The organism is Streptomyces sp. NPDC088745, assembly GCF_044751045.1.
Lineage (GTDB): Bacteria > Actinomycetota > Actinomycetes > Streptomycetales > Streptomycetaceae > Streptomyces > Streptomyces cremeus.
The window spans coordinates 43,923-67,996 of sequence record NZ_JBIVLB010000007.1; the positions used below are offsets into that span (position 1 = coordinate 43,923).

Consider the following 24,074-nt stretch of genomic DNA (forward strand, 5'->3'; position numbering starts at 1 on the left):
CCCCCCGGCCCCGGCGGCCCTACCCCGCCATCGTCTCCGGCACCCGCGCCTCCACCAGGTCCGTCGGCCGCGGGACCAGGGGCGGCGCCGGGGCCTCCCGGTGCGCCGGGTCCCGCACCTCCCCCACCAGCTTCTCCAGCACGTCCTCCAGCGCCACCAGCCCCAGCACCCGCCCCGAGGCGTCCGCCACCTGCGCCAGGTGCGTCGCCGCCCGGCGCATCACGGACAGCGCGTCGTCCAGCGGGAGTTCGGCCCGCAGCGTCGGCAGCGGACGCCACACCTGCTGCGGCACCGCCCGTTCCGCCTCGTCCAGGTCCAGGACGTCCTTCACGTGGACGTACCCCATGAAGGCCCCGAGCGGGCCGGGCGCGCAGACCGGGAAGCGCGAGTAGCCGGTCCGGACCGTCAGCTCCTCGATCTCGCGCGGGGTGACCGACGGGCCGACCGTCACCAGCGAGGACCGGCCCAGCACCACGTCCGTGACCGGACGGCTGCCCAGCTCCAGCGCGTCCTCCAGGCGCTCCTGTGCGCCCGGCTCCAGCAGGCCCGCCTGGCCCGAGTCCTCCACCAAGCGGTTGAGCTGCTCGCTGGTGAAGACGGACTCGACCTCCTCCCTGGGTTCGACCCGGACGAGCTTGAGCACCATGCGCGCGCACCAGTCCAGTGCCGCCGTCACCGGCCGGCACAGCCGCGCGAAGGCGACCAGGCCCGGGCTGAACCACAGCGCGGTCCGCTCCGGGGCGGCCATCGCCAGGTTCTTCGGCACCATCTCGCCGATGACCAGGTGCAGGGCGACCACGACCGCGAGGGCGATCGCATAGCCCAGGGGGTGCACCAGCGCGTCCGGCACCCGGGCCGCGTGGAAGACCGGCTCCAGCAGGTGGGCCACGGTCGGCTCCGCCACCGCGCCCAGCGTCAACGAGCAGACGGTGATGCCGAACTGGGCCGCCGCCATCATCTGCGGCAGGTGCTCCAGCCCGTGCATGACCTGCTTGGCGCGGGCCGAGCCCTCGGACACGAGCGGTTCGATCTGGCTGCGGCGCACCGAGACGAGGGCGAACTCCGCGCCGACGAAGAACCCGTTGGCGAGGACCAGGAGCAGGGCGAAGAGGAGTTGCAGGGCGCTCATCGGGCCGCCTCCACAAGCTGTTCGGCGCCGACGCCGCCGGCGGCGCGGCGCACCAGGCGGACGCGTTCCGCCCGGTAGCGGCCGACCTGGCGGACCGAGAGCTGCCAGCCGGGGAGTTCGGCCCGGTCGCCGGGGGCGGGGATGCGGCCGAGGAGGTCGGCGACGAGGCCGGCCACCGTCTCGTACGGGCCCTCGGGGACGTCGAGTCCTATCCGGCGCAGCGTCAGGACCCGGCAGCCGCCGTCGGCCTCCCAGGCCGGGCTGCCGTCCTCGGCGGGGGCCACGGCCGCGAGTTCCGGCCGGTCCGCGCCCTGGGCGTCGTGCTCGTCGCGGACCTCGCCGACGAGTTCCTCGACGATGTCCTCCAGGGTGACCACCCCGGCCGTGCCGCCGTACTCGTCCACCACGACCGCTATCGGCTGCTCGCTGCGCAGCCGCTCCAGGAGCCGCTGCACGGGCAGTGTCTCCGGTACGAGCAGGGGTGCGACGGCGATCCGGCCGACGGGGACCCGCATCCGCTCGTGCGCCGGGACGGAGAGGGCGTCCTTGAGGTGCACCATGCCGACGATCTCGTCGATGCGCTCGCGGTAGACCGGGAAGCGCGAGAGGCCGGTGGCCCGGGTGAGGTTGAGGACGTCGGCGGCGGTGGCCGTCGACTGGAGGGAGGCGACCTTCACCCGCGGCGTCATCACGTGCTGCGCGGTGAGGTGGCCGAGGGACAGGGTGCGGACGAAGAGGTCCGCGGTGTCCTGCTCCAGGGCCCCGGCCCGTGCCGAGTGGCGGGCCAGGGAGACCAGTTCGCCGGGGGTGCGGGCGGAGGCCAGCTCGTCCGTCGGCTCGACGCCCAGCAGCCGTACGAGACGGTTGGCGGTGGCGTTGAGCAGGGTGATCACCGGACGGAACAGGGTCGAGAAGCGGTGCTGCGGGCCGGCCACGAAACGGGCCACCTGGAGCGGCTTGGCGACCGCCCAGTTCTTCGGCACGAGTTCGCCGATCACCATCTGCACGGCGGACGCCAGCAGCATGCCGATGACGACGCTGACGCCGGGAACGGCGCCCGTGGGGATGCCGACGGCGGTCAGCGGTCCGCCGAGGAGCTGTGCGAGGGCGGGCTCGGCGAGCATGCCCACCACCAGCGAGGTGAGGGTGATGCCGAGCTGGGTGCCGGAGAGCTGGAAGGACAGCTCGCGCAGGGAGTTCACGACGGTGGCCGCGCGTGGGTCGCCCGCGGCGGCCGCGCGTTCGGCGTCCGGCCGCTCGACGGTGACGAGGCCGAACTCGGCCGCCACGAAGAAACCGTTGGCGAGGATCAGGAGGAACGCTGCGGCGAGCAGCAGAAGCGGGATGGTCATGCCGCCGCCTCGTGGAGGGAGGGGGCGGCGCAGGTACTACCGGACGATCCGTCCATTGCTGGAGGGAGTCACTCCTCGGGTCGAAGGGACGACCCCGCGGGGCCCCGGAGGGCCGTGCAGAGCGGGGCGGCGCGCCCGTGGCACGCCACCCCACAGAGTAATCAACGAGGCGCCGGGACGGGCAGGCGCACAGGTCCTGCGGGCGAGGACGCTCAGTCCGCGTGGAGGCCGTGCGCCTCGACGAGGTCGCGCAGCGCGCGGGCGTCGCGGATGGCCTTCTCCTTGGCGATGCCCGGCTGGATGCCGAGCGCGGGCAGGCTGGTGCCGTCGCTGAGGTCGAGGAACACCCAGGCGTCACCCGGGCGCAGATTGACCTTGAGGATCTCCGCCCAGGCGAGACGCCGCTTGGTGGTGAGGTTCACGACGGTGACGCCGTCCGCGTCGGCGACCACCTTGGGGCGGCTGAGCAGCAGCAGGACGCCGAAGAACAGCGCGCCGGTGAAGACGAAGGTGAGCCGCTCGCCGGGGCCGAGTCCTGGCAGCAGGAAGCCGATCGCCGAGACGACCACGAACATCGCGGTGCCTATGGTCAGCAGCACCGCCCTGGTCCGGTTGGGCCGGAAGGTGACCGGGAGGGCGGGGAGCGGCGGCTGCGACACGGCGGACGGCATCCTTCGTGGGGACGAGAGGGGGAGCGGCGGAAGTCAGAGGCGGCAGGCGTGGATGGCCGTGGTGAGGATGGCGCGCGCGCCCAGCTCGTACAGGTCGTCCATGATCCGCTGGGCCTCCTTGGCGGCGACCATGGAGCGGACCGCGACCCAGCCCTCGTGGTGGAGGGGGGAGACGGTCGGGGACTCCAGGCCGGGGGTGAGGGCCACGGCCTTCTCCAGGTGCTCGACCCGGCAGTCGTAGTCCATCATCACGTACGAACGGGCCACCAGGACGCCCTGGAGGCGGCGCAGGAACTGCTGGACCTTGGGGTCGTCCGTCTCCGCGCCGGTACGGCGGATCACGACGGCCTCGGAGGTCATGATCGGCTCGCCGAAGACCTCCAGGCCCGCGTTGCGCAGCGAGGTGCCGGTCTCCACGACGTCCGCGATGACCTGGGCGACGCCGAGTTCGATGGCGGTCTCGACGGCGCCGTCCAGGTGGACGACGGAGGCGTCGATGCCGCGCTCGGCGAGGAACTTGGCGACGATGCCCTCGTACGAGGTGGCGATGGTCCTGCCGGCCAGGTCCTCGACCGAGGTGGCGGTGCCCGGCTTGGCGGCGAAGCGGAAGGTGGAGCGGGCGAAGCCGAGCGGGAGGATCGGCTCGGCGCCCGCCCCGGAGTCGACCAGGAGGTCCTCGCCGGTGATGCCGATGTCGAGGCGGCCGGCCGAGACGTAGATCGCGATGTCCTTGGGGCGGAGGTAGAAGAACTCCACCTCGTTCGCCGGGTCCACCAGGACGAGTTCCTTGGACTCCTTGCGCTGCTGGTAGCCGGCCTCATGGAGCATCGCCGACGCAGGTCCGGAGAGGGAGCCCTTGTTCGGGATGGCGATGCGCAGCATGAGGTCGGCTTCCTTTGGTGCGAAGGGAGTTGCGGAGAGAGAAAGGGGGTGCGTGCTCAGAGGTGGGCGTAGACGTCGTCGAGCGAGATCCCGCGGGCGACCATCATCACCTGGACGTGGTACAGCAACTGCGAGATCTCCTCGGCGGCGGCTTCCTTGCCCTCGTACTCGGCGGCCATCCAGACCTCGGCGGCCTCCTCGACGACCTTCTTGCCGATGGCATGGACGCCCTTGCCCACCAGTTCGGCGGTGCGGGAGGTGGTGGGGTCGCCGGTGGCGGCCTTCTGCTGGAGCTCGGTGAAGAGCTCTTCGAAAGTCTTGTTGGCCATGATGGTCCTTAGAGTACGGGGTGCCCCCTCGGCGTCCGGCGTCAGGGGCGGCCGCTCAGCGCCAGGGTTCGGCGACCGTGCGCAGTGTGGTGGCGGTGGCGACGGCGGCGGTGACCGCCTCGTGGCCCTTGTCCTCGGTGGAGCCGGACAGCCCGGCGCGGTCGAGGGCCTGCTCCTCGGTGTCGCAGGTCAGCACGCCGAAGCCGATGGGGACGCCGGTGTCGACGGAGACCTGGGTGAGGCCGTGGGTGACGCCCTGGCACACGTACTCGAAGTGGGGGGTGCCGCCCCGGATGACGACTCCGAGGGCGACGATCGCGTCGTAGCCGCGGCCCGCGAGGACCTTGGCGACGACGGGCAGCTCGAAGCTGCCGGGGACGCGCAGCAGGGTGGGCTCGTCGATGCCCAGCTCGTGCAGGGCGCGCAGGGCGCCGTCGACGAGGCCGTCCATGATCTTCTCGTGCCACTGGGCCGCGATCACCGCCACCCGCAGGTCGTTGCAGTTCTTGACGCTCAGTTCGGGTGCACCCTTGCCGCTCACGCGCGTTTCTCCTTGCTCGGTGGTGGTCTGGTTACTGGTTGCCGCAGGTGGGAGCGGCCGCGCCGTCCAGCCAGGGCAGGTCGTGGCCCATGCGGTCCCGCTTGGTGCGCAGGTAGCGCAGATTGTGCTCGCCGGCGGTGACGGGCATGGCCTCGCGTGCGGAGACGGTGAGTCCGTTGCGTACCAGCGCGGTGATTTTGTCCGGGTTGTTCGTCATCAAACGCAGGCTGCGGACCCCGAGGTCGGCGAGGATCTGCGCGCCCGCCGCGTAGTCCCGGGCGTCGGCCGGGAGGCCGAGTTCCAGGTTGGCGTCGAGGGTGTCGACGCCGCGCTCCTGGAGTTCGTACGCACGCAGCTTGGACAGCAGGCCGATGCCCCGGCCCTCGTGGCCGCGCAGGTAGACCACGACGCCCCGGCCCGCCTCGGTGACCCTGCGCAGCGAGGCGTCGAGCTGGGGGCCGCAGTCGCAGCGCAGGGAGTGGAAGATGTCGCCGGTCAGGCACTCGGAGTGCAGGCGGACCAGGACGTCCTCGCCGTCGCCGATCTCGCCGTGGACGAGGGCGACGTGCTCGACGCCGTCGGGCGCGCGGTAGCCGTAGGCGGTGAACTCGCCGAAGGAGGTGGGGAGGTGGACGGCCGCCTCGCGCAGGACGGCGGGGGCCCGGGGCGCGGGGGCGGGGGTCTCGGTGGCGCGGCGGTGGGCGATCAGGTCCTCGATGGAGATGATCGTCAGGCCGTGCTTGCGGGCGAAGGGGATCAGCTCCGGGAGGCGGAGCATCACGCCGTTCTCGTCGGCGATCTCCACGATGGCCCCGGCGGGGCGCAGCCCGGCGAGGCGGGCGAGGTCGACCGCGGCCTCGGTGTGGCCGTCGCGGACCAGCACGCCGCCGGGGCGGGCGCGCAGCGGGAAGATGTGGCCCGGGCGGACGAAGTCGCCGGCGGTGCTCCCGCCGGAGGCCAGCAGCCGCAGCGTGGTGGCGCGGTCGGCGGCGGAGATGCCGGTGGTGACGCCGTGCTCGGCGGAGGCGTCGACGGAGACCGTGAAGGCCGTGCGCATCGACTCGGTGTTGTGCTCGACCATCTGGGGCAGCGCGAGCCGCTCCAGCTCCGGGCCCTCCATGGGGGCGCAGATCAGGCCGCGGCACTCGCTCATCATGAACGCCACGATCTCGGGCGTGATCAGCTCGGCGGCGACGACCAGGTCGCCCTCGTTCTCGCGGTCCTCGTCGTCGACGACCACGACGGGCCGGCCGGCCGCGATGTCGCGGATCGCCTGCTCGACGGGGTCGAGGGCGAGGTCGTCGTGGTCGTCGTGGTCGTTGTGGGGGTCCACGAGTGTCTCCCGGCTGTCGTACGGGACGGGGGTCAGCGCGGTGGTCATGCCGTGGCTCCTTCGAGCGCGGGTCCGGCGGCGGCGCGGGAGCGCAGCCACCAGTCCCGCATCCCCCACAGGACGAGGGCGAGGTAGATGACGTAGACGAAACCGGAGAAGGCCAGTCCGCTGGAGAAGGCGAGCGGGACGCCGACCAGGTCGACGAGCAGCCACGCGAACCAGAACTCGACCAGGCCGCGGGCCTGCGCCACCATCGCCGCGAGGGTGCCGACGAAGATGTACGCGTCCGCCCACGGGCTCCAGGACAGCGACGGGTAGAGCGTGAAGAGGCCGCCGACGGCGAGGGTGCCGAGTGCCGCGCCGCCCAGCAGCAGGCCGCGCTCGCGCCAGGTGGCGAAGCGGACGGCGATGGTGCCGTCCTGCGCCTGCTGCTTGCCGCGCTGCCACTGCCGCCAGCCCCACAGGGCGACCCCGATGACCAGGAGCTGCTTGCCGACACCGCCGCTGAGGTGCACGGAGGCGTAGGCGGCGACCAGGATGAGGCCGGAGGCGAGCTGGGCGGGCCAGGTCCATATGGAGCGCCGCCAGCCCAGGGCGAGGGCGAGCAGGCCGACGGAGTTGCCGATCATGTCGGACCACAGGATGTGCTGGCCGAAGGCCGTGAAGGCTTCGGAGTTGAGCCAGGACAGGGCGCTCACTTCACGGTCTCCTTGTCGGTGCCGGTGCCGGTGCCGGTGTCGGTGCGGGCGGGGTTGCCGTGCTGCGTGCCGAGCAGGCGCTCGACGTACTTGGCGAGCACGTCGACTTCGAGGTTGACCGGGTCTCCGGGCTGCTTGACGCCGAGCGTGGTCAGGGCGAGCGTGGTGGGGATGAGGCTGATGGTGAAGTAGTCGTCGCCGGCTTCGACCACGGTGAGGCTGACGCCGTCGACGGTGATGGAGCCCTTCTCGACGACGTACCGGGAGAGCTCCGCGGGGAGGGCGACCCTGACGACCTCCCAGTGCTCGGAGGGCTCGCGGGCCACGATGGTGCCGGTGCCGTCGACGTGGCCCTGGACGAGGTGGCCGCCGAGGCGTCCGCCGAGCGCCATCGGGCGTTCCAGGTTGACCCGGGAGCCGACGGCGAGGGCGCCGAGGCTAGAGCGGTTCAGGGTCTCGGCCATCACGTCGGCGGTGAACTCGCCGTCGGCGGTCTCGACGACGGTGAGGCACACGCCGTTGACGGCGATCGAGTCGCCGTGCCGGGCGTCCTCGGTGACCAGGGGGCCGCGCAGGCGGAAGCGGGAGGAGTCGCCGAGGTTCTCGACGGCGGTGATCTCACCCAGTTCTTCGACGATTCCGGTGAACACGCTCAGCGCTCCTTGGTGGCGGTGGGGACGGCGGTGACGCGGAGGTCGGGCCCGATGTGCACCGTTTCGGTCACATCGAGGCGCAACGCGTCCGCGAGGGTGGAGATTCCTGCGTCGGCGAGGGCCGCGGGGCCCGCGCCGAGGAGGACGGGGGCGAGGTAGCCGACGACCTTGTCCACGGCTCCGGCGGCGACGAACGCGCCCGCGAGGGTGGGTCCGCCTTCGAGCAGCACGGAGCGGACGTCTCGGGCGTACAACTCGGCGAGCAGGGCGTTCACGTCCAGGCCGGTGGCCGCGCGGGGCAGCCGCAGCACGCCGGGGAGGCCGGTCTCGGCGTCCTCGGCGACCGCGATCAGGGTGGGCGCGGCGTCGTCGAGGACACGGGCTGCGGGAGTGATCGTGGCGTTGGTGTCGAGCACGACGCGCAGCGGCTGGACCGCGCCGTCGATGCCGCGCACGGCGAGGTGCGGGTCGTCGGCGCGCAGCGTGCCGGAGCCGACGACGACCGCGTCGGCCTCGGCGCGCAGCCGGTGCACGTCGGCGCGGGAGGCGGCGGAGGAGATCCAGCGGCTGGTGCCGTCGGCGGCGGCGACGCGTCCGTCGAGTGTGGACGCGTACTTCCACAGGACGTACGGGCGGCCCAGTCGTACGGAGGTGAGCCAGGCGGCGTTCCCGGCGGCGGCCTCGGCTTCCAGGAGGCCCTGGGTGACCGCGATCCCGGCGGCGCGCAGGGTGTCCGCTCCCCCGGTGGCCCGCGGGTTCGGGTCGCCGACCGCGTAGTGGACGCGGGCGGTTCCGGCGTCGATGAGGGCCTGCGCGCAGGGGCCGGTGCGGCCGGTGTGGTTGCAGGGCTCCAGGGTGACGTACGCGGTGCCGCCGCGGGCCCGGTCGCCCGCGGCGCGCAGGGCGTGGACCTCGGCGTGGGGGCCGCCCGCGCGCTGGTGGTGGCCCTCGCCGACGACCTCGCCCGAGGCGTCGGTGATGACGCAGCCGACGACCGGGTTGGGGCTGGTGGCGCCGAGCGCGCGGGCGGCGAGCTCGATCGCTCGGCGCATGGCGTTCTCGTCGGCCTGGCCGCTGGGGCCTGGCTGCTCGGCTGCGGCGGTTGCCACCGGGTCCTCCTGCCTCTTCGGGCACGGACTCCGGGGCCTGTCGATGTCGACAGAGGAACGGGTGCGTCACGGGGGTAGGACAACGGTCGCGCCGAGCCGGAAAAGAGGGCTCCGCCCGGGAGGGTCCGGGTACGGAACCGCCGACGGCGGCGTACCGAAAAAAGCCTGTGACGGCCCGCCGCGCACTGCCTCCCATCCGGACTTTCACCGTCGGTCCAGGAATTACACCTGGTCAACCGGTCACTGGAGGTGACCGGGTCGCGGACTATAACCGCCGGTTCGGAATTGCACCGACCCCGGAGTGCGCTGCTGCTGGTACAGGGCCAGTGTGCCACGACTGCCCGTCGGCACTCCCGGGGTTTGTCTGTGGGCTGACTCACAGGGGTGTGGGCGGGGTCACATTCGGCACATGTGCGGGCGGGTCGACCTCCGACTGGTCCAGACCTATTGACGCCTTGGTCTAGTCCTTTTAACGTCTGCGTCACCTCCCAGGAGACAGCCCGCCGGTGTGCGCACACCCCGGGCCCGCATCACGGACCATCCCCGTACCGTCGCCGTGTGACGCTGAGCCTCCCCAGGAGGACCTGACGTGCTGTCCCCCACAAGATCCGCCGGACCCGCGCCCTCCCGCGCCCGCACCTCCCTGTTCGCCGCCGGAACCGCCGCCACCGCTCTCGCGGCGCTCCTCGTCGGCACCCTCTCCGCCACCGCCGCCCCGGCGGCGCCCGCGGCCGCGGCCGCCGCCGACCACGAGTCCTGTCGGCCCGACGGGCTCCACAGGACGCCCGGCGTGGACGTCCCGTACTGCTCGGTCTACGACACCGAGGGCCGCGAGAAGATGGGCGCCGACCACCAGCGCCGCATCATCGGCTACTTCACCGGCTGGCGCACCGGCAAGGACGGCATGCCCGCCTACCTGGCGTCCGACATCCCCTGGGACAAGGTCACCCACCTCAACTACGCCTTCGCGCACATCGGCGGCGACAACAGGATCTCGGTCGGCGCGGACGGCGAGAAGAACGCCGCCACCGGCATGACCTGGCCGGGCGTGGCGGGCGCGGAGATGGACCCCGCGCTCCCCTACAAGGGCCACTTCAACCTGCTGGAGAAGTTCAAGAAGAAGCACCCGGACGTCAAGACCCTGGTCTCGGTGGGCGGCTGGGCCGAGACCGGCGGCTACTTCGGCGACGACGGCAAGCGGGTGAACTCCGGCGGCTTCTACTCCATGGCCACCAACGCCGACGGCTCGGTCAACCAGGCCGGCATCAACACCTTCGCCGACTCCACCGTCGCCTTCCTCAAGAAGTACGGCTTCAACGGCGTCGACATCGACTACGAGTACCCGACCACCATGAAGGACGCGGGCAACCCGCTCGACTGGACGCTGGCCAACGCCCGCCGCGCCGGTCTGGTCAAGGGCTACGCGGCCCTGATGAAGACCCTGCGCGAGAAGCTGGACCGGGCCGGCGCCGCCGACGGGAAGCACTACCTGCTCACCGTCGCCGCCCCCTCCTCCGGCTACCTGCTGCGCGGCATGGAGACCTTCCAGGTCCAGAAGTACCTGGACTACGTCAACATCATGTCGTACGACCTGCACGGGGCCTGGAACGAGCACGTCGGCCCGAACGCGGCGCTCTTCGACAACGGCAAGGACGGCGAGCTGGCCGCCGCCAACGTCTACGGCAGCGCCCAGTACGGCGGCATCGGCTACCTGAACACGGACTGGGCGTACCACTACTTCCGCGGCTCGATGCCCGCCGGACGCATCAACGTGGGCCTGCCCTACTACACGCGCGGCCACAAGAACGTGCAGGGCGGCACCGACGGCCTGTGGGGCAAGGCGGCGGCGACCACCTGCCCGGCCGGGTCCGGCCTGACGAAGTGCGGCGACGGCGCGGTCGGCATCGACAACCTGTGGCACGACAAGGACGACAACGGCAAGGAGTCCCCGGCGGGCTCCAACCCGATGTGGCACGCGAAGAACCTGGAGAAGGGGATCGTCGGCGACTACGTCGGGAAGTACGGATTCCCGGCCGGCACCAGGCTGACCGGCTCCTACGCCCGCAAGTACGACTCCTCGCTGGTCGCGCCGTGGCTGTGGAACGCCGAGAAGAAGGTCTTCCTGTCGACGGAGGACGAGCAGTCCGTCGGCGCCAAGGCCGACTACGTGGTGGACCGGGGCATCGGCGGCACGATGATCTGGGAGCTGGCGGGCGACTACGGCTGGAACGCGGCCAAGGGCCAGTACGAGACCGGCAACACGCTGACCTCGCTCATGTACGACAAGTTCAAGGCGGCGAAGCCCTACGGCGCGGCGGTCTCGAACAAGGCGCTGCCGAAGAAGGCCGTGAACATCGGCGTGGAGTTCGGCGAGTTCAAGCTCGGCGACTCCAACTACCCGATCACGCCCAAGCTGAAGATCACCAACAACACGAAGACGGCGCTGCCGGGCGGCACGGAGTTCCAGTTCGACTACGCGACGGCCGCGCCGAACAACGCGTCCGACCAGTCGGGCTTCGGCACGAAGGTGATCAGCAGCGACCACACCGGCAGCAACGTCGGCGGCCTGAAGGGCGACTTCCACCGGGCCTCGCTGAAGCTCCCGGCCTGGCAGTCCCTGGCTCCCGGCGCGTCGGTCGACCTGTCCTTCAACTACTACCTGCCGGTGTCCACCCCGTGGAACTGGACGGTGAACATCGGCGGTACGTCGTACGCGCTCGCCGGGGACCTGGCGCGCGGCACCGAGACGGTGGAGCCGGGCACGGGTCCGGGACCGGGACCGACGCCGACGCCCACTCCCACGCCCACTCCGGGAGCGTGCACCGCGCCCGCGTACGTCGCGGCCACCGCGTACGGCGGCGGGACGACCGTGTCGCACAAGGGGCACCAGTGGAAGGCCAAGTGGTGGACGCAGGGCGCCGAGCCCGGCACCACCGGCGAGTGGGGCGTGTGGCAGGACCTGGGCGCCTGCTGAGACACCGCTGAGGTCCTGCGCACCGGACCGCGCTCGCGCCTTCGCCCCGGCCCCCCTCACCCGAGGGGGCCGGGGCGAAGTGCCGTGCGGACGGCGGGGCCGCACGGCGCGGAGCGAGGAGACGGTCCCGCGCGGTCGGGCGGGGCCGCTCAGCGGGGCGCGAAGAGGTCGTCCTGGGCGGCCTCGCGGGCGATCAGCAGGGCGCCGCTCAGTACCGCGCCGCCGCCGAGCTCCCCGGCCCGCACCTCCGTGCGCAGCGGCGAGAGCTCCGCGAGCCGGGCCTCGACGCGGGCGGCCAGGGCCTTGCCGCCCGCGAGGCCCGTCTCGCCGCCGAGGACGACGCAGCCCGGGTCGAGTACGGCCACGACGGCCGCCGCCCCGAGGGCGAGGCGTTCGGCGAGGGCGTCCAGGAAGGGGTCGGCCCGCTCGCCGGCCTCCAGGGCCGCGGCGACGACCGCCGGTCCGTCGGGGCCGCCGGGCAGGCCGTGGGCGGCGGCCAGCTCGCAGACCGCGCCGCCGCCCACCAACGAGTGGAAGCCGCCGTCGCAGCCGGTGGCCGAGGGCAGCCCGGACGTTCCCGGCACGGGCAGGAAGCCCACCTCGCCCGCGCCGCCGGAGGCTCCCCTGCGCACCTTGCCGTCGAGCACGACGGCCGCGCCGACGCCCTCCCCCAGCCATAGGAAGACGAAGGTGTCGTGGCCGCGCGCCACCCCGAGGCGCTGTTCGGCCACGGCGGCGAGGTTGGTCTCGTTCTCGACGAGGACGGTCGCCGGCAGGCGCTCCTGGAGGACGGCGACCAGCCTTCGGTGCCACAGCGGCAGCGAGGCGGAGTCGCGCAGTTCCCCGGAGGCCGGGTCGATGAGGCCGGGCGCGCCGACGGCGACGGTGTGCAGCGGGGCGGTGCCCGCCTCGCGGGCGGTGCGTTCCAGCAGGGCGACGGCCGCCGCCACGGCCCGGTCCGTCGGCATGTCCGCGGGGACCGTGAGGGTCTTCTCGGCGAGGGGGTTGCCGAGGAGGTCGGCGACCCCGACGCCGACGCCGCCGGTCCGTACGTCCAGAGCGGCCAGGTGCGCGCGGTCGGCGACGATTCCGTACACCCGGGCGTTGGGGCCGCGCCGCTCGGCGCCGCTCTCGCCGACGACGTCGATCAGGCCCGCTCCCCGGAGCCGCTCGACCAGGTCGGCGACCGAGGGCCGGGACAGGCCCGTGAGCGCCTTGAGCTGGCCGGCCGTCAGAGGGCCTTCCTCCTGGAGCAGATGCAGGGCACGCCGGTCGTTGATGGCGCGGGCGGTGCTCGGAGAGGCGGGCATGGCCGAATCCTCCCAGATCGCGGACGACTTCCCGCACTATTTATCAGGCAGGCTTCCTGATAGTTTACGGCGCGATACGGAGACGCATACGTAGCGGACCGGGCGCGACCGCGCGAACGGGGGCGAAGGGGAGTCATGGAATTCGGTACGGAACGGGTGAAGCGGGCGAGGTACGCCGTCGCCGCCGTCTTCTGCGTGCACGGGGCGGTGACCGGCAGCTTCGCCACCCGCATCCCGTGGATCCAGGACCACGCCTCGATCAGCGCGGGCCAGCTCGGTCTGGCGCTGGCGTTCCCGGCGTTCGGAGCCGCCGTCGCGATGCCGCTGGCGGGGGCGGTCACCCACCGGCTCGGGGCGCGCAACGCGCTGCGCGGACTGCTCGCGCTGTGGACGCTGGCACTGGTCCTGCCCTCGCTCGCCCCCAACATCTGGACGCTGTGCGCGGCGCTGTTCGTGTACGGGGCGACGGCCGGCATGTCGGACGTGGCGATGAACGCGCTGGGCGTGGAGGTGGAGAACCGGCTCGGGAAGTCGATCATGTCGGGGCTGCACGGCATGTGGAGCCTGGGCGCGCTGATCGGTTCGGCGGGCGGCACGCTCGCCGCGCACCTGGGCAGCGACGCCCGGCTGCACCACCTGCTGGCGGCCCTGGTCCTGACCGCCCTCGGCCTGGCCGCCTGCCAGGGCGTACTGGACCTGCGCAGCGCTCCGGACGCCGAGGCGCCGCCGCACTTCACCCTGCCGCCGAAGTCGGCGCTGGTCATCGGCGCGGTGGGCTTCTGCGCGGTGTTCGCGGAGGGCGCGAGCCTGGACTGGTCGGCGGTCTACCTCCGCGACGTGCTGTCGACCGACCCCGGGCTCGCGGCGGCGTCGACGACGGCGTTCGCCCTGACGATGGCGATCGCGCGGATCGCGGGCGACAAGGTGGTGGACCGGTTCGGCCCGGTGCCGACCGTACGGGTCGGGGGCGTGGCGGCGACGGCCGGCGGCCTGCTGGTGGTCTTCGCGCCGAACGTCCCGCTCGCGCTGACCGGGTTCGCGCTCATCGGGCTGGGGGTGGCGGTGGTGGTCCCGCTGGCGTTCGCGGCGGCCGGGCGCAGCGGCCCGAACCCCAGTCAGGCCATCGCGGGTGTCGCCACGATCACGTACACCTCGGGTCTGATCGCCCCCTCGGCGATCGGCGCGGTCGCGGACGCGACGTCGCTGGTGGTGTCGTTCGGGCTGGTGACCGTGCTGGCGTTCGGCCTGGTGGTGGGTGCGCAGGTGCTGCGCGGGGCGGGCCGGGAGTCCGCTCCGCTGGAGCCCGCCGCGAAGTGAGGACCCGGGCCGGGGAGTGAGCGCCCGTTTTCAGCCATAGCATTTGATCCTGCTCGATCGATCTTGACCGAGCAGGATCAGTTGCATAGCTGGATCAGAACAGAGCTGAACGGGAGCACCCATGGGCCTCGGCGTCCGCTGGACCTTGCACGGCGACGGGCGCACGCCCGCGCCCGGAGCCGTCGTCCGACCCGACGAACGGCTGTCGTGGCCGCGCACGGCGGGGCTGGGCGCGCAGCACGTGGTGGCCATGTTCGGCGCGTCGTTCGTGGCTCCCGTCCTGATGGGTCTCGACCCGAACCTCGCCATCATGATGTCGGGTGTCGCAACGGCGATCTTCCTCCTGGCGACCAACGGCAGGGTCCCCTCCTACCTGGGCTGTTCGCTGTCCTTCGTGGGGGTGGCGGCGGCGATCCGGGCCACCGGCGGCGACAGCGCGACCGTCACCGGCGCGGTGTTCGTGGTGGGTGCGGCGCTCTTCCTGGCGGGTCTGGCCGTCCAGCGGTTCGGGGCGCGGATCATCCACGCGGCGATGCCCCCGGTGGTGACGGGCGCGGTCGTGATGCTGATCGGCTTCAACCTGGCGCCGGTGACCGCCTCGACGTACTGGCCGCAGGACCAGTGGACGGCGCTGCTGGTGATGCTCTTCACCGGATTGGCGGTAGTGGCGCTGCGCGGCTTCCTCTCCCGCATCGCGATCTTCCTCGGGCTGATCTTCGGCTACGGCATCTCCTGGGTCTTCGACCAGGTCTTCGGGAAGATCAACTCGCCGGTGGGCGGCGGTGCGGCCGTCGATCACTGGCGGCTGGACCTGTCGGGCGTGGCCAAGGCCGACTGGATCGGTCTGCCGTCCTTCCACGGCCCGAGCTTCGAGTGGTCGGCGATCCTGGTCGCGCTGCCGGTGGTGATCGCGCTGATCGCGGAGAACGCGGGCCATGTGAAGGCCGTCGGCGAGATGACCGGCGACAACCTGGACGGCAAGCTGGGCACCGCGATCGCGGCGGACGGTGCGGCCTCGATGCTGTCGACTGCGGTCGGCGGGCCGCCCAACACGACGTACTCCGAGAACATCGGCGTGATGGCGGCCACCCGGGTCTACTCGACGGCGGCCTACTGGGCCGCCGCCTTCTTCGCCCTGCTGTTCGGGCTGTGCCCGAAGTTCGGGGCGGTCGTGGCGGCGATCCCCGGGGGTGTGCTCGGGGGGATCACGGTGATCCTCTACGGCATGATCGGGCTGCTCGGCGCGCAGATCTGGATCAACGCGAAGGTGGACCTGCGCAATCCGCTGAACCTGGTGCCGGCGGCGGCGGGGATCATCATCGGGGTCGGCGGGGTGAGCCTGAAGTTCACGGACAGCTTCGAGCTGAGCGGGATCGCGCTCGGCACGATCGTGGTGATCACCGGGTACCACGTGCTGCGGGCGCTGGCGCCGGCGCACATGAAGGAGACGGCGGGAGGCCCCGGGGAGCGGGAGCCGCTGCTGGACGCGGGGACGTCGTCGTACGACGAGGGGCGCTGAGGCCGCGCGGGCGGGCGGGGTCCGGTCGGCGCCCGGTGCCGTGGACGGTCTCCGTGCGGGTGCGCCGTGGTTGCCCGCACCCCTTGCGGCAACTGCGCGGCCAGGCGCTTGAGGCAGGTGCCGGGCACGGGAAAGGGCCCGCCCCCCGGCGGCCAGAGCGCCGGGGGGCGGGCCCTTTCCCGTGTGTGTGGGGGGGGTCAGCCGCGGGCCAGTTCGACCGCGTAGTCCGGCGTGAAGCTGCCCGCCGCGCCCTTGCAGCCGTCGGACTCACCGGGGAGCTTGACCCAGAGGTAGGCGTCGATGCGGGACTCCCCCGTCTTCGTCGTCGGGGGGCGGCCCAGGGCGCGGCCCGAGGGGTCGCACCACTGGCCCGCCGCCGGCGCGCCGTTCCCGTTGCGGCTGGTGTCGATCACCGCGCCGAGGGAGGAAGGGCCGCCGAGCGCGGACAGCACCCGCTTCGCGTAGGCCACCTCGTCCGCGGTGCGGTGGAAGTTGGAGACGTTGGTGAAGATGCCGTCGCTGCTGGTCGCCGCGTCGGCCTGGCGCAGGAAGCCCGCCATCTTGGTGGCCGCGTGCCAGCCGGAGTGCCCCGCGTCGAAGTAGACGCGCGCGTTCGGGTTGGCCGCGCGGATGGCCTTGCCCGCCCGGGACAGCGCCGCGAAACGGGTGGCGCGCTGACCGTCGTTCAGGCAGTCCGTCTGGGCGATGGAGTCGGGTTCGAGGATGACGATGACATCGCCCTTGCCGAGCCCGGCCGCGAACTTCGCGATCCAGGAGTCGTACGCCCCGAAGCTCGGCGCACCGCCCTGCGAGGCCCCGCCGCAGTCCCGTTCGGGGATGGCGTACGGCACGACCACGGGGACGCGTCCCGCGGCGGCCGCCCCGGCCGTCACCGCGCGGACCCTGCTGGTGATGGTGGCCGGGTTGTACTCGGCGAACCAGACGGCGGCCGGCTGTGCGGCGATCCTCGACTGGATGAGCTGGTGCCGCGGGTCGCCGCGGTTGGCCCGCACCCAGTCCAGCACCTGGGACTGCGGGTGGAGGTAGAGGTTGCCGGAGACCGGTGCGTCCTGCTTGCGCGGCGGTGCGGCCTTCTTCGGCGGCTTCTTCTCCTCCTTCTTCTCCGCCTTCTTCGTCGCCGTCGCGCTGGGCGACGGCGTGGGCGTCGTGGCCGAGGGGCTGGGCACCGCGGGCAGCGGCGGCACCACCGGGGCCCGCGTCACCTCGGGTTTCGCGGTCGAGCGCTCGTCCTCGCCCGAGGTCGCGGAGACCACTCCGGTGACGCCGCCGACGGCGACCACCACGGAGGCGACGACCGCCATCGCGCCGCGCAGCGCGGAGGTGCTGCCGCGCCTGTCGTCGCGGGCGCTGCGGCCGCCCTTGCGAGCGGCTCGGCGCGCCTCGGCCCGGCCGCCCGTCCGGTCGACGGCGACCAACGGGTCCGTGCCGCCGGGCAGGTCCATGTGGGCACCGCCGGGCCCGCCCGTACCACCTGGCACGTCCGTCCCGACGGCGTTCCCCGCGGGCGGCTCGCCCGTCGGGCTGCTCGTACCGCTGCCGGTACCGCTGCCGCTCTTTCCGCCGTGGGCTCCGTGCCGACCTTCGGCGCGGCCCCTGCGGCGCCGGCCCGGTATGCCTGACACCGTGACCCTCCCCCTTCTTCTCCGGTGCCGGGGGCGTTCCGTTCCCTCGTTCTGGGGAAGCCCCGGCCCGGCTGCCTCGTGCACGCTCCGCGACTGGGACGCTGCCCCCATGGCGCAGATCGAGCACTTCACGCACTTCACTTTTGAGAGGGACCGTACACGGCCCACGCACCCGTGCACCGCACGGTCCGCCTCGAAAACCCCGGGAATCACGGGGTCCGTGCACTCCGTGATGGCGCGGATGCGGACGGTCCGTGAAGAGTGGCCCCAGCACGACGGGGTCGCGGTGTTCAACCGGGTGTATCTCACAGTGACGGAGGAGATCGCCCGGCAGATCGACCGCGGACGCTTCCCCGATCCGCGCGCCGCGGCGACGCTGGACGTCCTGTTCGCGGAGCGCTATCTGGCGGCGGTCGACGCGACGGCCGCGGGCGGGCGGCCTCCCGCGTGCTGGCGGCCGCTGTTCCAGTACCGCAGACATCCGGGGGTGCGGCCCCTGCAGTTCGCGCTCGCGGGGATCAATGCGCACATCGGGCACGACCTGGCGCTGGCGGTCGTCGACACGTGCCGGACGCTGGGGTGCGGGCCCGCCGAGGTGGAGGCGGACTTCGACCGGGTCGGGGAGACCCTGGCGGCGCTGGAGGAGCGGATCCGGGAGGAGCTGATGCCGGGCCCGGACCTGCTGGAGATCGCGGACCCGCTCACCCATCTGATCGGCGCCTGGAGCCTGGAGCGGGCCAGGGACGCGGCGTGGGCGGCGGCCCGGGTGCTCTGGGGGCTGCGCGAACTCCCGGATCTGGCCCGGGAGTTCGCGCAGCGGATGGACGCGGGGGCCGGGCTGGTGGGGCGGTGCCTGCTCACCCCGCTGCGCTGACCCCCGGGGGCGGGCGCGTCCGTACGGACGTACGCCCGGCCCTTTCCGTACGCGGACCTAGTCCTCCGGCAGCTCCACCGGGGCGATCTCGTCGTACACGTCGCCCGGACCCGGGTTGGTCGTGTCCGTGGTGCCGCCGAAGTGGTGCATGACGCCCCAGACCGCGTTCAGCGCGGTCTGCACCGCGCCCTCGGCCCAGCCGGCCGTCCAGGAGATGTCGTCGCCCGCGAGGAAGATGCCGCGCTTGTCCTCGGGGAGGCGGTCCTGCATGAAGTGGGTGAACAGGCGGCGCTGGTAGCGGTAGTGGCCCGGCAGGTTGGCCTTGAACGCGCCCATGAACCAGGGCTCGTTCTCCCAGGACACGGTCACCGGGTTGCCGATGATGTGCTTGCGGATGTCGACCTTCGGATAGATCTCGCCGAGCGACTTGAGCATGACCTCCATCCGCTCCCGCGCGGTCAGCGGCAGCCACTTGAGGCTGTCGTCGCACCAGGTGTAGGAGAGGCAGATGGTGGCGGGCCGGTCCGGGCCGTCGTCCAGAAGGTACGTGCCACGGGTCATCCGGTCCGTCAGGGTCATCGACATCACGTCGCGCCCGGTCTCCTCGTCCTTGTCCAGCCAGAACGGCCGGTCGACCGGCACGAAGAGCTTCGAGGACTCCATGTAGTGGGTGCGCTCCATCGCCGTCCAGTGGTCGATGGGGAACAGCGAGTCGTCGCAGTCGATCTTCGACAGGAGCAGCCAGGACTGGGCGGTGAAGATCGCCGCCCGGTACGTGCGGATGTCGCCGGAGGAGTCGGTGACGGTGATCCGGTTGCCGGCCGTGCGGTTCAGCCGGGTCACGGCGGGCTTGGGAGCACCCTCGTGCAGCGACTTCAGCGAGGTGCCCAGCGGCCAGTGCACGAGCTTCTGCGGCTCGCGCTCCCACAGCCGCAGCGGGAGCTGCTGGCTGCCGCCGACGATGCCGCGGTGGTGGTCGTCGGCCTCGGTGTAGACGACGCGCAGGATCTCCAGGATGGAGTTCGGGAAGTCGGTGTCCCAGCCCCCGGTGCCGAAGCCGACCTGGCCGAAGATCTCGCGGTGCCGGAAGGACTTGAAGGCGTCGGACTCGCAGAGGAAGCCGTAGAAGGTCTGGTTGTCGAGCTTCTCGACGAGCGCGGCCCAGATCTCGCGGATGCGCGGGACGTCGCGCTCGCGCATGGCCTGGTTCATGTCGGAGAAGTCGGCGCCCTCCTCCAGGCAGGCGGCCCAGGCGGCGGCGACGTCGCGGTAGACCTGCGGCAGGTCGGCGACGGTCTCGGCGTAGTGCGACTCGCCCTTGAGGTCGACGACCGTGGAGGGGGTCTCGGGGGCGAGCGGGTTCGGGAACGGCTTGGTGGTGAGCCCCACCAGGTCGATGTAGTGCTGGAGGGCGGTCGAGGACGGCGGGAAGCGCATCGCGCCCATCTCGGCGGTCAGGCCCTCGGTGCTCGGTCCGTCGAAGCCGACGGTGCGCAGCCGGCCGCCGATCTGGTCGGCCTCGTACACGACGGGCTTGAGGCCCATCTTCATCAGTTCGTACGCGGCGACGACGCCGGAGAGCCCGCCGCCGACGACCGCGACCTCGGTGCCGTGCTCGGCGGCGGGTATCTGGCCCAGGCCCGCCGGGTGGGCGAGGAAGTCGTCGTACGCGTACGGGAAGTCCGGACCGAACATGGTGATCGGCGGCTGCGCGTCGGTGTGCTGGACGGCGGTGGGCACCGTGGACGTCATGGGGTACGGACTCCTTGCGGGGGCGGAACGGGGAAGTGGGGCAGGCTGGGTTTTCCGGAGCGGCGCCGCTCAGCCCAGGGAGCCGTAGAGGCCCGGGCGGCGGTCGCGGAGGTACGGGTTGGTCTCGCGCGAGGCGCGCAGCAGGGCGGCGTCGACCTCGCCGAGGACGAGCTCCTCGCCGCGTCCGGCGCGGACCCGGGTGGCCCCGTCGGGGCTCGCCAGGCAGCTCAGGCCGACGAACTCGAAGGCTTCGTCGCCCTCCCCCTCCGGGCCGGTCCGGTTGACGTACGCGACGTACATCTGGCTCTCGAAGGCGCGGACCGGGACGAGGGACTCGGCGACGAACTCGAAGGGGTGCATCTGGGCGGTCGGCACGAGGAGCAGGTCGGTGCCGGCGAGGGCGTGCGCGCGGACGTTCTCCGGGAACTCCACGTCGTAGCAGATCATCAGCCCGAGCGTGAGGCCGTCCCACTCGGCCTGGACGACGGTGTCGTCACCGGCCGTGAAGACCTCCTGCTCGAAGCCGCCGAAGAGGTGGGTCTTGCGGTAGTTGGCACGGCGGGCGCCGGTGGCGTCGATGAGCTGGGCGGAGTTGAAGACGCGGTCGCCGTCGCGCTCGGGGTAGCCGTAGTGGATCGCCAGCGCGTGCCGGGCGGCGATCTCGGCGACGGCGTCGGCGCCCTCCCCGTCGGCGGCCTCGGCGAGCCGGTGCACGGCGTCCTTGCCGATGGCGTACCCGGTCAGGAACATCTCCGGACAGACCAGCAGCCCGGCGCCGGCCTCGGCGGCCCGCCCGGCGGCCTCGTCGAGGACCTGGAGGTTCGCGGCCACGGAGCCGGGGCGCCCGGAGCTCTGGAGCAGGGCGATGCGCGGGGGCTGCGCGGGCAGGGGCGACGGCATGGCGAACCTCGGGCGGGTGGGAGGGGGGTGGGAAGACGTATTGACGGTACGGTCCGCCGATCACCCCGACAAGGCTCGACCGTTGCGCACCAACCGTCGATCCGTTGCGCACACACCCCTCCGGACACCGATTCATTGCGCCACCCCCGAAGGGCCCTCCCGGGACGCGGGAGAAACCAACCGCACCCGCACGGCTCCCACCGGGGCCGCACCCTCCGGGGGGGCGGGGAACTGCGCGACCAGCCACGACGCTCCTGCACTGTTCCCGCCGGGGGTGCGCCCCTTCAGGGGCGCGGGGAACTGCGCGAGCAACCACGACGCACCCGCAGTGAACCGGAGGCAGCCGCGCGGCGAGCGCTTTAGGGAAAGGGGCGGGTCCGGGGCCCCCTGCTTGAGCGGCAGGGGCTGACGCATCCGGTGCCGGGGCTGAACTCCCGGCCCTCGCGGAGGACCTTGCCCGGCACAGGCCTCACGCAACGGGGCGGCACCCGGGCAGGCCGGGAGCGGTGGGCCGCCCCCTTGCCCGCCCTCCCCCAAGCTCTCGGCTTCGCTCGAGCAGGGGGTGCCCCCCTCGCCCCCTTGGGGCGGCCCCGTCGCCCAAGGGGCGGGACGGGCGGGGCGGCTGCGACGCGGAGGGGACGGAGGCGACGGGGAGGGTGGGATCGTCACCGAACGGGGCTGGGGCGAAGCCCGAAGAAGGTTGAACGACGTCCGAAACCGCGGGGGCGACGCCCGAAGAAGGCCGGGGCGGGAACCGGAGAAGGCGGGCCTGAGAGGAAGGGTGGGGTTGTCGGGGGGCCGCAGCAGGCCGCGGGAGGGAGGCCCGGTGTCGGAGGGGGGAGCTACGCCGGGGACCCCGAGGAGTAACGCCTCAGCAACGGCGACAGCACCAGCACCGACTTCGTCCGCTCCACGAACGGCTCCCCCGCGATCCTCTCCAGCACCCTCTCGAAGTGCCGCATGTCCGAAGCGAAGACCTGAACGATCGCGTCCGCCTCCCCCGTGACGGTGGACGCGGACGCGATCTCCGGATACCGCTCCAACCCGCGGTTGATCGCCTCGGGCGAGGTGTTGCGACGGCAGTAGATCTCGATGAACCCCTCGGTCTCCCACCCCAGCGCCGCCGGGTCCACCCGGACCGTGAAGCCCGTGATGGCCCCTTCGGCGCGCAGCCGGTCGACCCTCCGCTTCACTGCGGGAGCGGAGAGCCCGACCAGGGAGCCGATGTCGGCGTACGAACGGCGGGCGTCCGCCGCCAGGGCGTGGACGATTCGCTCGTCGAGATCGTTGAGTCGCACTGCGGGTCGTTCACTTTTCTACGCGTCTGCGGAAACCTTCTCCGGCGCGCCCTTCGCCAGCTGCGAGTGACGAATGCCGTACCCGAAGTAGAACACGAGACCGACGGCCATCCAGATTCCGAAGTACACCCAGGTGGCCGTACCGAGCCCGAACATGTTGTAGACGCAGAAGGCGAAGCCCAGGATCGGGAAGACCGGGCCGAGCGGCACCTTGAAGGTCCGGTTCATGTCCGGGCGGGTCCTGCGCAGGATGACCACGGCGATGTTGACCAGGCCGAACGCGAAGAGCGTGCCGATGCTGGTGGCGTCCACGAGATTGCCGAGCGGAATCGCCGCCGCCAGAATCCCGCAGAAGAGGGACACGATGATCGTGTTGACGCGCGGCGTGCCGGTCTTCGGGCTGACCCGGGCGAAGACCTTGGGCACCAGGCCGTCGCGGGACATCGCGAAGAGCACGCGGGTCTGGCCGTACAGGACCGTCAGGACGACGCTCGCGATGGCGATGACCGCGCCGGCGGCGAGCAGGGTGCCCCAGAAGGCCTGCCCCGTGACGTCCTTCATGATCCCGGCGAGCGCGGCCTCCGAGCCCTCGAAGCCCTTCCAGTTGCGGGCGCCGACGGCGACGGCCGCCACCAGGACGTACAGCACGGTGACGATGAGCAGCGAGAGCATGATCGCGCGCGGCAGGTCGCGCTGCGGGTTCTTCGCCTCCTCACCGGCGGTGGAGGCGGCGTCGAAGCCGATGTAGGAGAAGAAGAGCGAGGCTCCGGCGGCGCTGACGCCGGCCATGCCCAGCGGCATGAAGTCGGCGTAGTTGCCGGACTTGAAACCGAGGAAGCCGATCACGCAGAAGAGCAGCAGCGCGCCGATCTTGACCGCGACCATGATCGTGTTGGCGCGGGCCGACTCCTTGGCCCCGCCGAGCAGGAAGGCCATCGCGAGGAGCACGACGACCAGCGCGGGGAGGTTGAAGATGCCGCCGTCGCCGGGCGGGGCGGACAGGGCGTCGGGGATGGTGAAGCCGAACGTCCCGTCGAGGAACTCGTTGACGTACTCGCCCCAGCCGACGGCCACCGCCGCCACCGAGACGCCGTACTCCAGGACCAGGCACCAGCCGCAGATCCAGGCGATGAATTCACCCATCGTTGCGTACGCATACGAGTAGGAGGATCCGGAGACCGGGATGCTGCCCGCGAGCTCGGCGTAGGACAGGGCCGAGAAGAGCGCCGTGAGTCCGGCGATCACGAAGGAGATCGTGACGGCGGGACCGGCCTTGGGGACGGCCGTTCCGAGCACCACGAAGATGCCGGTGCCGAGCGTGGCACCGATGCTGATCATCGTCAGCTGCCACATCGAGAGCGTGCGCCGGAGCGTGCCGCCCTCGCCCTGACCACCCTCGCTGACCAGCCGCTCGACCGGCTTGCGCCGCCACAACGGGTTGCCGGGGGACGCCGGGGGGACGGCGGATGGCGCTGCGCCTTGGTCCAACACGGGGGTGGCTCCTTCTGCTGCCTCATCGGGCGGCGGGCGACCGCGGCGGCCCCCGCACAGGCACGGCGGAACAGCCGAGAGCCCGGGAACCGCCGAGCAGGCGGTCCCCGCCACTCCACGTACAGCGGTGAAGCCTATGAGGTGTCAGTTCCCGGTCGTAATGCAGCAACCTTGCGCATACGCGGTCGATCATTGCGCGCATCGACGCGCCGCGGCGGTTCGTTGCGCCCCCTTTTTCGATTTCCCTTATGTCCGGTACGCGGAAGGCGCGGGGCCGGTGCGGGACGGGGCGCGGCCGG

20 protein-coding genes and 1 riboswitch are annotated in these 24,074 nt (G+C 72.3%); of the genes, 4 read left to right on the forward strand and 16 right to left on the reverse strand.

Annotated features, from left to right (window positions below; genetic code table 11):
* Positions 1-19: 19 nt before the first annotated feature.
* The 10 genes from ACIP93_RS19720 to ribD form a co-directional block, all read right to left on the reverse strand.
* Entirely contained in the window at positions 20-1,129 is a 1,110-nt protein-coding gene (locus tag ACIP93_RS19720; protein ID WP_401760668.1) for a hemolysin family protein, read from the reverse strand.
* Entirely contained in the window at positions 1,126-2,481 is a 1,356-nt protein-coding gene (locus ACIP93_RS19725) for a hemolysin family protein (RefSeq protein ID WP_401760670.1), read from the reverse strand. The genes ACIP93_RS19720 and ACIP93_RS19725 overlap by 4 nt, the downstream gene beginning before the upstream one ends.
* 212 nt (positions 2,482-2,693) lie before the next feature.
* Positions 2,694-3,152 carry a PH domain-containing protein gene (locus ACIP93_RS19730; protein ID WP_345225047.1) on the reverse strand — a complete coding sequence of 153 codons (459 nt, stop codon included), beginning with the start codon at positions 3,150-3,152 and terminating at the stop codon, positions 2,694-2,696.
* 33 nt (positions 3,153-3,185) lie between these two features.
* Positions 3,186-4,034, reverse strand: a complete 849-nt coding sequence (hisG, locus tag ACIP93_RS19735) for an ATP phosphoribosyltransferase (protein ID WP_345225045.1) — start codon at positions 4,032-4,034, stop codon at positions 3,186-3,188.
* A 56-nt stretch (positions 4,035-4,090) separates the two neighbouring features.
* On the reverse strand, positions 4,091-4,363 hold the full coding sequence (locus ACIP93_RS19740) for a phosphoribosyl-ATP diphosphatase (protein WP_345225042.1): 273 nt from the start codon (positions 4,361-4,363) through the stop codon (positions 4,091-4,093).
* Positions 4,364-4,418: 55 nt separating this feature from the next.
* Entirely contained in the window at positions 4,419-4,904 is a 486-nt protein-coding gene (gene ribH / locus ACIP93_RS19745; RefSeq protein ID WP_345225040.1) for a 6,7-dimethyl-8-ribityllumazine synthase, read from the reverse strand.
* 31 nt (positions 4,905-4,935) lie between these two features.
* Positions 4,936-6,285, reverse strand: a complete 1,350-nt coding sequence (locus ACIP93_RS19750; RefSeq protein WP_401760671.1) for a bifunctional 3,4-dihydroxy-2-butanone-4-phosphate synthase/GTP cyclohydrolase II — start codon at positions 6,283-6,285, stop codon at positions 4,936-4,938.
* Complete coding sequence (locus ACIP93_RS19755) at positions 6,282-6,935, reverse strand: nicotinamide mononucleotide transporter family protein (RefSeq protein ID WP_345225035.1); 654 nt, start codon at positions 6,933-6,935, stop codon at positions 6,282-6,284. Before ACIP93_RS19755 ends, ACIP93_RS19750 begins: the two co-directional genes overlap by 4 nt.
* Entirely contained in the window at positions 6,932-7,585 is a 654-nt protein-coding gene (locus ACIP93_RS19760; protein ID WP_401760673.1) for a riboflavin synthase, read from the reverse strand. Before ACIP93_RS19760 ends, ACIP93_RS19755 begins: the two co-directional genes overlap by 4 nt.
* A gap of 2 nt (positions 7,586-7,587) precedes the next feature.
* The gene (gene ribD / locus ACIP93_RS19765; protein WP_401760674.1) at positions 7,588-8,697 is read right to left on the reverse strand and encodes a bifunctional diaminohydroxyphosphoribosylaminopyrimidine deaminase/5-amino-6-(5-phosphoribosylamino)uracil reductase RibD; all 1,110 of its coding nucleotides are present in this window, start codon (positions 8,695-8,697) and stop codon (positions 7,588-7,590) included.
* A gap of 178 nt (positions 8,698-8,875) precedes the next feature.
* Positions 8,876-9,006, reverse strand: a riboswitch (FMN riboswitch).
* A 280-nt stretch (positions 9,007-9,286) separates the two neighbouring features.
* Here ribD and ACIP93_RS19770 point away from each other — a divergent pair.
* Positions 9,287-11,671, forward strand: coding sequence for a chitinase C-terminal domain-containing protein (locus ACIP93_RS19770; protein WP_401760675.1), 2,385 nt, complete (start codon positions 9,287-9,289; stop codon positions 11,669-11,671).
* Between the two features lie 149 nt (positions 11,672-11,820).
* Here ACIP93_RS19770 and ACIP93_RS19775 read toward each other — a convergent pair whose 3' ends face one another.
* Positions 11,821-12,981 (reverse strand): ROK family transcriptional regulator, encoded by a 1,161-nt coding sequence (locus tag ACIP93_RS19775; protein WP_401760677.1) that lies wholly within the window; start codon positions 12,979-12,981, stop codon positions 11,821-11,823.
* Positions 12,982-13,116: 135 nt separating this feature from the next.
* Here ACIP93_RS19775 and ACIP93_RS19780 point away from each other — a divergent pair, with 135 nt between their 5' ends.
* Together ACIP93_RS19780 and ACIP93_RS19785 are read left to right on the forward strand one after the other, a co-directional pair.
* Positions 13,117-14,298, forward strand: a complete 1,182-nt coding sequence (locus ACIP93_RS19780; RefSeq protein WP_345225027.1) for an MFS transporter — start codon at positions 13,117-13,119, stop codon at positions 14,296-14,298.
* Positions 14,299-14,419: 121 nt separating this feature from the next.
* Entirely contained in the window at positions 14,420-15,817 is a 1,398-nt protein-coding gene (locus ACIP93_RS19785) for a solute carrier family 23 protein (protein WP_345225025.1), read from the forward strand.
* Between the two features lie 197 nt (positions 15,818-16,014).
* On the opposite strand, the gene ACIP93_RS19790 is transcribed toward ACIP93_RS19785, so the two are convergent.
* Positions 16,015-17,139, reverse strand: a complete 1,125-nt coding sequence (locus ACIP93_RS19790) for a glycoside hydrolase family 6 protein (RefSeq protein ID WP_401761009.1) — start codon at positions 17,137-17,139, stop codon at positions 16,015-16,017.
* Positions 17,140-17,692: 553 nt separating this feature from the next.
* Between ACIP93_RS19790 and ACIP93_RS19795 the strand changes: the two genes are divergently transcribed.
* The gene (locus ACIP93_RS19795; protein ID WP_401761011.1) at positions 17,693-18,334 is read left to right on the forward strand and encodes a DUF5995 family protein; all 642 of its coding nucleotides are present in this window, start codon (positions 17,693-17,695) and stop codon (positions 18,332-18,334) included.
* Positions 18,335-18,391: 57 nt separating this feature from the next.
* Here the strand turns inward: ACIP93_RS19795 and ACIP93_RS19800 are convergent, their stop codons facing one another.
* The 4 genes from ACIP93_RS19800 to ACIP93_RS19815 form a co-directional block, all read right to left on the reverse strand.
* Positions 18,392-20,086: an NAD(P)/FAD-dependent oxidoreductase gene (locus ACIP93_RS19800; protein WP_345225022.1), complete on the reverse strand. Its 1,695-nt coding sequence runs from the start codon at positions 20,084-20,086 to the stop codon at positions 18,392-18,394.
* A gap of 69 nt (positions 20,087-20,155) precedes the next feature.
* A complete protein-coding gene (locus tag ACIP93_RS19805; protein ID WP_345225020.1) occupies positions 20,156-20,986 on the reverse strand; it encodes a carbon-nitrogen hydrolase family protein in 831 nt (276 codons plus the stop codon).
* Positions 20,987-21,828: 842 nt separating this feature from the next.
* Positions 21,829-22,284 carry an Lrp/AsnC family transcriptional regulator gene (locus ACIP93_RS19810; RefSeq protein WP_189827842.1) on the reverse strand — a complete coding sequence of 152 codons (456 nt, stop codon included), beginning with the start codon at positions 22,282-22,284 and terminating at the stop codon, positions 21,829-21,831.
* A gap of 18 nt (positions 22,285-22,302) precedes the next feature.
* Positions 22,303-23,775, reverse strand: a complete 1,473-nt coding sequence (locus ACIP93_RS19815; protein WP_380837883.1) for an amino acid permease — start codon at positions 23,773-23,775, stop codon at positions 22,303-22,305.
* Between the last annotated feature and the right edge of the window lie 299 nt (positions 23,776-24,074).

What these genes read in the sequence shown, in the direction of transcription:
- ACIP93_RS19720 (WP_401760668.1), bottom strand. Translation starts at nt 1,129, where the DNA reads ATGAGCGCCCTGCAACTCCTCTTCGCCCTGCTCCTGGTCCTCGCCAAC.
- ACIP93_RS19725 (WP_401760670.1), bottom strand. Translation starts at nt 2,481, where the DNA reads ATGACCATCCCGCTTCTGCTGCTCGCCGCAGCGTTCCTCCTGATCCTC.
- ACIP93_RS19730 (WP_345225047.1), bottom strand. Translation starts at nt 3,152, where the DNA reads ATGCCGTCCGCCGTGTCGCAGCCGCCGCTCCCCGCCCTCCCGGTCACC.
- hisG (WP_345225045.1), bottom strand. Translation starts at nt 4,034, where the DNA reads ATGCTGCGCATCGCCATCCCGAACAAGGGCTCCCTCTCCGGACCTGCG.
- ACIP93_RS19740 (WP_345225042.1), bottom strand. Translation starts at nt 4,363, where the DNA reads ATGGCCAACAAGACTTTCGAAGAGCTCTTCACCGAGCTCCAGCAGAAG.
- ACIP93_RS19750 (WP_401760671.1), bottom strand. Translation starts at nt 6,285, where the DNA reads ATGACCACCGCGCTGACCCCCGTCCCGTACGACAGCCGGGAGACACTC.
- ACIP93_RS19775 (WP_401760677.1), bottom strand. Translation starts at nt 12,981, where the DNA reads ATGCCCGCCTCTCCGAGCACCGCCCGCGCCATCAACGACCGGCGTGCC.
- ACIP93_RS19780 (WP_345225027.1), top strand. Translation starts at nt 13,117, where the DNA reads ATGGAATTCGGTACGGAACGGGTGAAGCGGGCGAGGTACGCCGTCGCC.
- ACIP93_RS19785 (WP_345225025.1), top strand. Translation starts at nt 14,420, where the DNA reads ATGGGCCTCGGCGTCCGCTGGACCTTGCACGGCGACGGGCGCACGCCC.
- ACIP93_RS19790 (WP_401761009.1), bottom strand. Translation starts at nt 17,139, where the DNA reads ATGGCGGTCGTCGCCTCCGTGGTGGTCGCCGTCGGCGGCGTCACCGGA.
- ACIP93_RS19795 (WP_401761011.1), top strand. Translation starts at nt 17,693, where the DNA reads ATGGCGCGGATGCGGACGGTCCGTGAAGAGTGGCCCCAGCACGACGGG.
- ACIP93_RS19800 (WP_345225022.1), bottom strand. Translation starts at nt 20,086, where the DNA reads ATGACGTCCACGGTGCCCACCGCCGTCCAGCACACCGACGCGCAGCCG.
- ACIP93_RS19805 (WP_345225020.1), bottom strand. Translation starts at nt 20,986, where the DNA reads ATGCCGTCGCCCCTGCCCGCGCAGCCCCCGCGCATCGCCCTGCTCCAG.